The organism is Vibrio sp. 1288, assembly GCF_033344475.1.
Genome location: NZ_JAWPOX010000066.1, coordinates 1 through 10,503, shown reverse-complemented (window position 1 = coordinate 10,503; position 10,503 = coordinate 1). Strand labels below are relative to the sequence as shown.

Below are 10,503 nucleotides of genomic sequence, written 5' to 3'. Positions count from 1 at the left end.
GCGCTGGACTAAACAAAGGCCCCCTTTTAGGGGGCTCACACAAAGCCACCTTCTTTAGAAGGTGGTAATTTACTTGGAGTTACGGGGTACAATCCACCTTAAATAGTTGTCCGTAACTTTTTCTGAGAGAGCAGAAAATGAAAATCAGCCCTTATCCGACTGGTCGCTTCAAAACATACCTTGAAGAAAAGAGTGCCACCTTTCGCGATTTGATTTATCAATGCCAAATAAATTCGCGTTACTTTGATGCTGGGGAAGCAATTCTCCGCCAAGGTGAGCAACTTCAGTACTTGTATGTTGTGCCAGTAGGTCGAGTCTCGATGAACATATTGGCCGCAAATGGACGACGTTTTCAATTAGGGGAAGCTAACTGCGACTATCATATTTATGGTGAAATGGAGTTCTTCACTCAGACTCCTTGTCAATGGAATGTGATAGCAGATGAACATATGCAGGTTGATGTTATCTGTATCCAAAAACTAACCGAAGCACTGCAAAATCATCCCCAAATGATGGTGTTCTTCGCTTCAGCATTGGCTGAGGATTATCAAGACTCCATGGATATCTACACTAATCGTTTGTTGCATCCCATTACTTACAACATTGCCTATGATCTTCTCGTCCGTAATCAGACGGATAAGCTGCTTGGTGGTTTTGATAAAGTGAACCAAGAGGCTGAGCGGTTTGGTACCTCAGGCCGAGTCTATCGACGTGCAGTTAAGGACTTGATTGAAAAGGGATTGATTACAAAAACGGACAACGGTTTGGAGATTATTGATGAGCTGGCACTCAAAGCGTTTATTGAAGCGCATGAATGATACGCCCAGGTATTGGAACTGATGGGTTTTATAAGTCTTTGATATATCTAAGTCTTGAGTAAACGTAACTAATGTAAAGTACCTTAAATTTTGTTGAATGCATTAAAGAGTAGCGTTATATTGCGAACGCGTATGATAATAGATCTCATTAAGGATTAACAAAATGAAAAAATTCGTCGGTGCGGCTATGCTGTCGTTATTTACTGTTTCTCCTTCTTTCGCTGCTAAAGTTGTGATTGACCACTACATGGGTCAAACAGAGCTAGAACAATCCCCAGAGCGTGTGGTTGTGATTGGCTTTGGCCCGCTAGATGCGCTGGACAACTTTGGTATCGATCCTGTTGCAGTATCTAACTCGTCTAATCTTCCTAGTTACCTTTCAAAATACAGCAAAGATAACTACACCTCTGCGGGTAGTTTGTTTGAACCTGATTTTGAAACCATCTACATGCAAAAACCGGATTTGATTTTGGTTGGTCCGCGAGCGTCTGCGAAATATGAAGAGCTGAGTGAAATTGCCCCTACAGTTGTTTTCGCGGCGAAAGAAAACCAAGGCTATTGGGAAGGCACGCAAGCGCAATGGCGCAATATTGGTAAGATCTTCAATATCGAAGAAAAAGTAGAGCAGAAAATTGAAGCGTTAGATACTCAATTCAAAGCAATCCGCGACTACAACCAATCGAACAAAAATGATGCATTAACGATTTTAAGCATGGGTGACAACATCAGCGCGTTTGGTGCCCAGTCGCGATTTGGCGTCATTTATAACGACTTTGGCTTCTTGGAAACGGTTGAGCACGTGAAAACGGGCACTCACGGAGATGTCATTTCTTATGAGTTTATTCGTGAAGCTAACCCGAAAAATATCCTCGTGGTTGACCGAAATTCTCTGACAGGTACGCCGGATAACGATATTCGTAAATCCATGGATAACGACTTAGTCAAAGCGACTGCGGCATATAAAAATCATAAAATCACCTATTTAGATGTGGACGCGTGGTACTTGTCGATGTCTGGTGTGACAGCAACAGAAAAAATGGTCAGTGAGATAAAGCAAACCGTTGAACTGTAATCCAAGATAGCAGAGGTTAACTTTGAAGAAGTTATTGCTAACCCTTGTGGTTTTAAGCACGGTTTCGTTATTTGTTGGGGTGGCAAACATGACGCCCCAACAACTCTTTTCAGGTGATGAGAAAGCATTAGAACTTTTCTTTACCAGCCGTATACCACGTTTATTTGCCATATTGCTTGCTGGTGCTGGCTTGAGTATTGCGGGTCTTGTCATGCAGCAAATCAGCCAGAACCGATTTGCTGCACCTTCTACAACTGGTACGATCGAATGTGCCATGTTGGGCTACGTACTGAGCGTGGTTTTCTTTGGTAATGATAATCACCTTTGGCTCGTGTTCGGCATCTCGGTATTTGGGACGCTGGCGTTTGTTTTCTTTATTCAGCGCATTCAATTTAAGAGCGTGGTTTTTGTGCCGCTTGTCGGGATTATTTTCGGCAATGTCATCCAATCCATGACTACGTTTATCGCTTACAAATATGATGCACTTCAAAGTCTGAATGCTTGGACAGTCGCAAACTTCGCTAACATCTTGCGTGGTGATTTTGAACTGCTGTACATCGCGGTACCAATGGTTATACTCAGCTATCTTTTTGCCGCAAGGATCTCTGCCGTAGGTATCGGAAAAGATTTCGCGATTAACTTGGGTTTGAATTATCAGCAGGTTGTGACGATTGGCGTGCTATTGGTGTCCATCATGTCAGCAAGTGTCGTGATGATTGTTGGCCAGTTGCCATTCTTAGGGCTGATTGTGCCGAATCTCGTGAGTCACTTTTATGGCGATAATCTCAAAAAGAACATTCCGCTTACGGCCATGTATGGGGCGATTTTAGTGTTGTGTTGCGACTTGGTGAGTCGTTTAATTATTTTCCCTCATGAAATGCCAATCTCTATCGTGATCAGCATATTGGGTGGCGTGGTATTCATCGCTATGTTGTTGCGAGGTAAGCAACATGCGTGATTCAACGAAAATCCTGCTGCTAGGTGGCATTGCGATTCTTTTCGCGTGTCTGTTTATTGGTATTGGGCTAACGGCTGACAACTACCAATATTTTTTGTCTCGTAGAGTTCCTAAAGTATTGGCGATAGTGCTAGCGGGTGTGGCCATTGCTCAGTCTTCACTTGTATTTCAAACCATTACGCACAACCGAATTTTAACGCCAAGTATCATGGGTTTTGATGCGCTGTATGTGTTAACCCAAATTTTGATCGTGTTGATTTTTGGTGGGTTGAGTACCTTAGTTCTTAACTTGTACGTCAATTTCGCGATTGCAGTAATTGTAATGGTGTCGTTTTCGCTACTGCTGTTTGGGTTTTACTTTTCAAAAGGAAGCAAGAACCTGATTACGTTGCTATTGGTCGGCTTGATCTTTGGTCAGCTATTTTCCAATGCGGCGTCATTCTTTTCTTTGCTGATGGACCCAAACACATATGCAATTGTTCAGTCGAAACTGTACGCCAGTTTCAATAATGTCAAAGTGAACTTGGTTTACTTTAGTGCTCCGGCTTTGATGTTTGCATGTTGGTTGTTGTTTAGGATGCATCGCACTTTAGATGTGTTTTGGCTCGACCAAGACAATGCGAAAAGCTTGGGTGTTGATGTACCTAAAGTGACAAGAAATGTGTTTATTATCTCGGCGGTTTTGATTGCTATTTCTACGGCTTTGGTAGGGCCAATCATGTTCTTTGGTTTACTAGTGACCAACTTAAGCCGAGAAATGTTCCGAAGTTACCAACATAAAACGCTATTGGTCGGATGTTCGTTTCTATCCATAAGTTCACTACTTGCTGGGCAATGGATAATCGAAAACGTGTTTAGTTTTGAGACGACGTTGAGTGTCGTAATTAACTTTATCGGCGGTGCGTATTTCTTATACCTGCTGCTGAAAAACAAAGTTGTATAAATATGATAGTAATAGATAAATTAACGAAGGCTTTCGGTTCAAACAAAGTCGTAGACGAGGCCAATACTCAGTTTGAAAAGGGCAAGGTAACATCGATTATCGGTCCAAATGGCGCGGGAAAGAGCACGCTGTTATCTATGGCCTCGCGCTTAACGGAGCGAGATGGCGGTAGTGTTATCATTGATTGCAAGGAAATCGCGGAATGGGACACAAAAGAGCTAGCGAAAAAACTGGCAGTACTTCGCCAAGCTAACTCGATTACAATGCGGTTTACCGTAAAAGAGTTAGTCTCTTTTGGTCGTTTCCCATACTCTAAAGGAAATCTGACTAAAGAAGATCATGAGGTCATAGAACAAGCAATCGACTACTTAGATTTGCAAGATATTCAAGACAAATACTTGGATGAATTAAGTGGTGGTCAGCGACAGCTTGCATTTATTGCTATGGTGATTGCACAAGATACAGATTATGTCTTTCTTGATGAGCCTCTTAATAACTTAGATATCAAACACTCTCTTCAGATCATGAAAGTTGTGCAGCAGTTAGCCCATGACATGAATAAAGCCATGGTGGTCGTGATTCATGATATTAATTTCGCGGCGTGTTACTCAGATGTCATATTGGCGCTTAAGAAAGGCAAGGTTGTGGCGAGTGGTGCGGTTGAAGAGGTTATTCAAGCGTCTACGCTAGAGGACATCTACGAAACGCCATTTAACATCATAGAGTTAAACGGTAAGCGCATGTGTACCTATCATTAAGCGAGCTAGTTCGTTTTTAACGAGATCAATAGATAGGCGGGTTTACTTGGTGAGCTCGTCTATGATTGGGCATCGGCTCTCTGCATCTCCAGGACAAGAAGAAACCCAACCTTCAAGTTGCGTTTTGATCTCCATGAGGTGTGCAATTTTTTCTTCAACCTCTCTCAGTTTGTCCATGGTTCTTGCTTTTACTTCGCTACTTTTGCGGTTGGGGTTATGAGCAAGTTGTACGAACTCTTTGCATTCTTGCAACGAAAAGCCTGCGCTTTTTGCGCGTGATACCAAGTTAAGCTCTTGAATATGATTATCTGAATATTCGCGATAGCCAGAGTCGCTACGCGCTGGTGGAGATATGATCCCTTTGTCTTCATATAATCGAATCGACTTAGATGAAAGCCCAGTGAGCTTCGCGACGGCACCAATATTCATGTTTAACCTCCATAACGTTTAAGGCGAGTATATACCGATGTTGTGGATAAGACACTCCTAAATAACAGTCAGTTACCTAGAGTCTCCTTACTCTTTAATCACTTCATGTGGTGGCACACCAAATGCCTTTTTAAAGGCATAAGTGAAGTTAGAAGGGTGGTGGTATCCGGCTTCATAGGCGGCTTCTGTTATCGTCACTAGGCCACGTTCCAAATGTTGCCTAGCAATCTCAAGACGTCGAAAACGAATGTAGCCGTTTATGGTCATATTAAGTGATTGTTTAAATCGACGCTGTAGGTTTGAAACACTCATTGAGAATTGGCTCGCCAACTTTTCCAAGCGTAGTTCTTGATCAAGGTGAGTTTCAATATAGCTGACAATATCCTCAATTCGACCATCAATGTGTCGTTCAATACTGCTGTTTTTAGCACTGAAATTCTTAGGAATTTGCTTGGTGGCTTGATGTAATATTTGATAGATCAAGCTTTCGACCTCTAGCTTTTCTTGGAACTCTTGCGGTGTTTCTCTATTTGTTAACGTTTCGGCCAGCTCGCATAGCGTCTGGTTAGGCTCCAACTGTTGAAACGCCTGATGAGAGTTAAAAAAGGCTCGATGACTACAATTTTGCTCAAGGCGGGCCTCTAGCCATTGGGGCTTAACCAATATGTTGATCTTATTAATGAGGTTATCTTTGAGCAGTGAACGACGAAAATTTGCAGGTTTGAGTAAGTTCACCACTACACCCTTAGGGCCGTCGCTCGCGTCTAAATCAAATTGCAAATCGTCGTAGCCAAACGAGAGTCTACCTTCTAAAAGAATAGTGACCAGCAGTGAGGCGTGTGCAGTAGAAACAATATTCGAATCAATAAGTTCTAGACAACGCCCGCCATGAACAAAAATTTGATCATTGTACTGATATGATAGGAACTTACCTTCGGCCAGTTGAGTTTGACAAGGTTGGCCTTGCGTGACAATCCATTGTTTCTCTGTCGCCTCTAGTCTTTGGGTTAAAGCTATCTTGGCAATTTTAGTTCGTTTTGTTGTGACTTCCTGCATTTGACACTTCCTCATAACACTTGTGCGATTTCGCATAACCGAATCGCCTTTGTATTTATAAAACTCATGCTTATTATACCTGAGAATTATTATCATTAATATTTAGGAATTAAGTTATGGAAAGCCCTGCTTGTTCACCTATCAAGCTTTCAAGCCTTTGCCTTGCAGTGGGAATGGCGCTATCAACCCCTGTTTTAGCTCAAGATACTGAGTCACATTTTGAAGAGGTCGTTGTATGGGGAACGAAAGTTTCCAGCAACACTGAGTCGATGTTTGCGGACGACATGTCACTGAAGCAAGCGGATCATATGTCTGATTTACTGCGCGATATTCCCGGTGTGGATGTTGGTGGCACACACTCTGTGAATCAACGTATTACGATTCGTGGTTTGAGCGAAACCGATTTGGACATTCGTCTTGACGGTGCTTCTCAGCATGCGAGCATGTTCCATCATATTGGTAACTTGACGTTGAACCCTGACATTCTCAAATCTGCGGACATTCAGGTAGGTAATAACTCTGTGACTCAAAACGGGTTAGGCGGTTCGGTCTACTTTGAAACGAAAGACGCTCGTGACTTACTTCGTTACGATGAAAAGTTTGGTGCGCGTGTTTATGGCGGCTATGCATCCAACGACAACCAACAAGGTTCGTTGACACTGTACGGACTTTTGTCCGAAAACATTGATGCGATGGTCTATGGCCATTACGTTACGCGTGATGATTTTGAAGATGGTGATGGCAATAAAACCTATGGTGCTGCAGGTGATGTTTACAACATTCTGGCTAAGCTGGGGTATGAACTAAATGACATCCATCGTTTTGAGCTCTCTTATGACATGTACCGAGACAGTGGAGATTACAGTCCGCGTCCTGATATGTCTGGTAGTGCAAATAATAGCCTGTCGAGCAAGTTACTTATCCCTACGGATTATGACCGCGATACCGTTACTTTGAGTTACGAGTTGCGAGGCGAACAACACCAAGGAAACGTCACTCTTTATAATACCGAGACAGAAATTAAACGTGACGAAACGGTGATGGCCCCTCGTTGGCCCTCGAACCGTTTATCAAAGAACACCGCCAAAAACCAAAACTTTGGTTTGAATGGAAAATTCCAGTCAGATGTTATGTTAGGTGAGTTTGATAATCGAGTCACTTATGGCTTCGACTACATGGATAAAACGTCTTCGAGTTACTACGGTAGTCGTAAGTTTATGGACGAATCGGCGATTTCAACCGCACTGTTTGTAGAAGATCAGTTCTTCTTCTCTGATGCCTTCTTTATTACCGCAGGTATGCGCTTTGATGATTACAAACGCAAAGCTGAGACAGGAACCAGTAATTATGATGATGTGACTTGGGCTCTAGCTGCAGAGTGGGCGGTGACTCAAGATTGGACGTTGTTTGCGAGTGCACGTTCTCTATTTAAAGGTCCAGAGCTAATGGAAACCTTTATTGCTTACCAAGACGTTGCATTTTTAGAGGATGGGCTAAAGCCAGAAACGGGATTGAACACGCAGGGTGGTGTTCGTTTTGATAAAACCTTTGATAAGCATTTCTTTGGGGCGAATATTACGGTATTCCAAACGGAAATTGATGATTACATTGCAGACCAGTACCAAAACGCGACTCAAACTTACCTGATTTATAACTTAGGTGATGTTGAGATTAAAGGCTTTGAGGCAAGTGCTTCTTATGGTTACGACAAGTTTAACAGCAAACTTTCTTACTCTAAGTCGGACACCAAAAACAAGAATACTGGTGGTCCTGTTGCTGGGGGCAATGGGCGTAGCATTGATATGGGTGATAGCATTGCTCTAACTTTGGATTACCAGTCAGACGCTTTAGAAACGATCTTCGGGTGGAACTCAATGTTTGTTCTAGAGGAAGACAACGTCTTTGATGGTCAGCCAAAGAAAGCAAGTTATGATGTGCATAATCTATACGCTCAATGGGTGCCGTCTGATATTGATGGACTGTCGGTGACCTTTGGTATTGATAATGTATTTGACGAGTTGTACAGCTCTCATGCGTCTCGTTCGGGTACTGCACGTGGCTTCACGCTTGATGACTACGAGCCGGGTCGCAACTTCAAGCTCTCTGCAGCTTATCAATTCTAACAAGGTTCTTCATAGGACGTTTCAAAGTAACGAGTAAGTTCATGATTAAAGAAAGCACCCGAATAGATAGTGAACACGCTGACAAATACTTAGTGACGCTTTGTCGGCATTTTGGACGAAAGGTTCCTGCTACTTGGAATGAAAATAGCGGTTTGGTGACATTTCCGACGGGAAAAGCGGAGTTTAACCTTTGTGCATCTAGCCTAACTATAACCTGTGAGGCGGATTCAGAAGAGAAACTGAATACGGTTAAGGCGATCATTTCATCGCATGTGGACATGTTTTCTCGTCGAGAAACATTAGCACTTAGCTGGGTTCGTTAGCGCTCGTTTAAGGATGCTGTGATAGAAAGGGAATGTTAAAAGCAAAAGCCCGCAATCTTATGATTTGCGGGCTTTTATTGTTTGAATGCTATTGCGCTTTCTCAGGCTCTAGGCTTTTTTTTTCCTGCTGCATTTTTGCTAGGAAGTAGATGTTAACGCAAGCTATAAAACCGTTAGTTAGTACTACAGGCCAAGAATCAATCATTAGTCCGTAAGCGGTAAATAGCGCACAACCAATAAAGTTAAGGATACGAAGCTTAACAATATCTTTCATAGTTAGCGAAATAGCGACCATGATTGAAGCTGCATAACCTAAAATCTCAACCATATTCATGTCCATTTTTTGACCCTCTTAAAATCTGCCGAATTTTGTCGGTACCAATTCTTCTCATCTTGAGATTAATGAGGAAGCTCCATGCCTCGAATGGTCTTTTTTTGTTGTATGGACGCACTATATCAATGGAAAAACCGTGATAAAAGCCTCAAATCAAGGTTAAGAGAAGGTTAGCGATTACGCAAACGTTTAGGACTGGAATTACTGATAATTTTACTTATTGTGTTGATTGATAATAACGATGACATTAATAGCTCAAACACCATTGAAAGTAAGGGAATATTTACATATGATTGAAAATGATAATTATTTTCAAGTGCTGTGTTTATGTATTTTATTATTAGCTTGGTCGTGTTTTTTTTGTTGTATATCAGAACAAAACCGAACTCGTGGTGTGCGGGGATTCATATCGTAAGCCACATTTTTATCGTTGCATTTTGTCCTGCAATTTATGTTGTTCAATATTTAATCGTTACGTTTTTTTCGTCACCGATATTGATTAAGCTGTCATCACGCTCCGGTGTATACAACATTCTCATTGCTTTTCTTCCATCATTGATCGCAACCGGCAGTCTGGCGTTTAGCTGAATGATTTCATCTTTCTTCTTTTCTTAAAACAACTACACTTAATTAGAATAAGGTATCAATTTCATATAATTATTCGATATCTACGCGTCAGCACGTGTGTCACATTTCTGTGACTACGAGTAAGTTTTACTTATGTTGCTCGGTAGTAGGGTATTTATCGATTGTTTAATGATTCAATACTTAGTTTAATCGCATAAAGGTGTGCAGTATGCCGCACTAAATTAATAAGAAATTATCTAAAAAGGTTAATGGGAAACGTAAGCCATTAGCGGAGGTCAGATGAGTACGCACACGGTACCGCAGAGCGCGATTGTAAATGCTGTCAAAGGTGAAGTTTTGGTTTTGGGCCTGGATGGAAACGTTAAGGTCATAAAAGCGGGGGATGAGTTAAGACCTGGCGAGATTATTATCACAGAAAATAATGCTTCTCTCGACGTACAGATAAATAATGAGCTTTATCTGGTCGATGCAAATTGTGTTGCTTGTCTTCCTGTGCCTTCTTCTGAACCGTTAGAACCAGTATTGGTACAATCTCCAGTTAATGGCTTGGTGACTTTTGACCCAACGGCTATTGGAAGTGCTGACTTCGACGCCAACGATATTGCCGCTATCCAGCAAGCTATTTTAGACGGAGCTGACCCTACCGCTATCTTAGAAGCAACAGCTGCTGGCGTAGGTGCTGAAGGCTCGGCTAATGCTGGCTACGTGACGGTTGAATATAATAACCCGGAAGTACTCGCGTCTACTTTTTTTGAAACGTCTGCGACTCGCAGCGGAGAAGATGATCGCGACGAAGATGACGGTTTGAATGTCACGATCTTTGCTGATGGTGGGCAGTCACTGCAATCTAGCGTAACAGAAGGCTCAATTTCTCTATCTAGCTACCCGCAAACCATTTCTTCTAGTGTGCTGGTTGAAGCAGGGGATCTCGCACTTGATACTGCTTCATTTGTGCCTGAAACGTCCTCATTAGAGTCTTTGTTAACCGAGTTAAACAGTGACATTACCTCTGGTGGTCAGCCAGTAGCGTATGGAATGGACTTCCTCCCTATCACTCAGCCGTTAGTTCTGAGATGATAAATTCACCATTTCATACGGAGA

At 42.2% G+C, this 10,503-nt stretch carries 10 protein-coding genes and 1 pseudogene; 8 read left to right on the top strand and 3 right to left on the bottom strand.

Going from position 1 to position 10,503, the window contains the following annotated elements:
* Positions 1 to 137: 137 nt before the first annotated feature.
* The 5 genes from R8O11_RS24315 (at position 138) to vctC (ending at position 4,549) form a co-directional block, all read left to right on the top strand.
* A complete protein-coding gene (locus R8O11_RS24315) occupies positions 138 to 818 on the top strand; it encodes a Crp/Fnr family transcriptional regulator (protein ID WP_005382613.1) in 681 nt (226 codons plus the stop codon).
* Positions 819 to 981: 163 nt separating this feature from the next.
* Positions 982 to 1,890, top strand: a complete 909-nt coding sequence (locus tag R8O11_RS24310; protein ID WP_065275234.1) for a siderophore ABC transporter substrate-binding protein — start codon at positions 982 to 984, stop codon at positions 1,888 to 1,890.
* A gap of 22 nt (positions 1,891 to 1,912) precedes the next feature.
* Positions 1,913 to 2,848, top strand: a complete 936-nt coding sequence (vctD, locus tag R8O11_RS24305; RefSeq protein ID WP_017820306.1) for an iron chelate uptake ABC transporter permease subunit VctD — start codon at positions 1,913 to 1,915, stop codon at positions 2,846 to 2,848.
* Entirely contained in the window at positions 2,841 to 3,791 is a 951-nt protein-coding gene (vctG, locus tag R8O11_RS24300) for an iron chelate uptake ABC transporter permease subunit VctG (RefSeq protein ID WP_005376631.1), read from the top strand. Before vctD ends, vctG begins: the two co-directional genes overlap by 8 nt.
* Positions 3,792 to 3,793: 2 nt before the next feature.
* The gene (gene vctC / locus R8O11_RS24295) at positions 3,794 to 4,549 is read left to right on the top strand and encodes an iron chelate ABC transporter ATP-binding protein VctC (protein ID WP_017635379.1); all 756 of its coding nucleotides are present in this window, start codon (positions 3,794 to 3,796) and stop codon (positions 4,547 to 4,549) included.
* Between the two features lie 42 nt (positions 4,550 to 4,591).
* Here the strand turns inward: vctC and cueR are convergent, their stop codons facing one another.
* A complete protein-coding gene (gene cueR / locus R8O11_RS24290; RefSeq protein ID WP_005376627.1) occupies positions 4,592 to 4,978 on the bottom strand; it encodes a Cu(I)-responsive transcriptional regulator in 387 nt (128 codons plus the stop codon).
* Between the two features lie 87 nt (positions 4,979 to 5,065).
* Complete coding sequence (locus tag R8O11_RS24285; RefSeq protein ID WP_005382609.1) at positions 5,066 to 6,034, bottom strand: helix-turn-helix domain-containing protein; 969 nt, start codon at positions 6,032 to 6,034, stop codon at positions 5,066 to 5,068.
* 116 nt (positions 6,035 to 6,150) lie between these two features.
* Between R8O11_RS24285 and R8O11_RS24280 the strand changes: the two genes are divergently transcribed.
* Together R8O11_RS24280 and R8O11_RS24275 are read left to right on the top strand one after the other, a co-directional pair.
* Positions 6,151 to 8,157 (top strand): TonB-dependent siderophore receptor, encoded by a 2,007-nt coding sequence (locus R8O11_RS24280; protein ID WP_005382608.1) that lies wholly within the window; start codon positions 6,151 to 6,153, stop codon positions 8,155 to 8,157.
* Positions 8,158 to 8,198: 41 nt separating this feature from the next.
* Positions 8,199 to 8,480, top strand: coding sequence for a DUF2218 domain-containing protein (locus R8O11_RS24275; RefSeq protein WP_005376622.1), 282 nt, complete (start codon positions 8,199 to 8,201; stop codon positions 8,478 to 8,480).
* Between the two features lie 88 nt (positions 8,481 to 8,568).
* Here the strand turns inward: R8O11_RS24275 and R8O11_RS24270 are convergent, their stop codons facing one another.
* Entirely contained in the window at positions 8,569 to 8,820 is a 252-nt protein-coding gene (locus R8O11_RS24270; RefSeq protein ID WP_005376619.1) for a YgjV family protein, read from the bottom strand.
* Between the two features lie 861 nt (positions 8,821 to 9,681).
* Here R8O11_RS24270 and R8O11_RS24265 point away from each other — a divergent pair.
* Positions 9,682 to 10,443: pseudogene (locus R8O11_RS24265) on the top strand (retention module-containing protein); the annotation flags it as partial.
* Positions 10,444 to 10,503 lie beyond the last annotated feature (60 nt).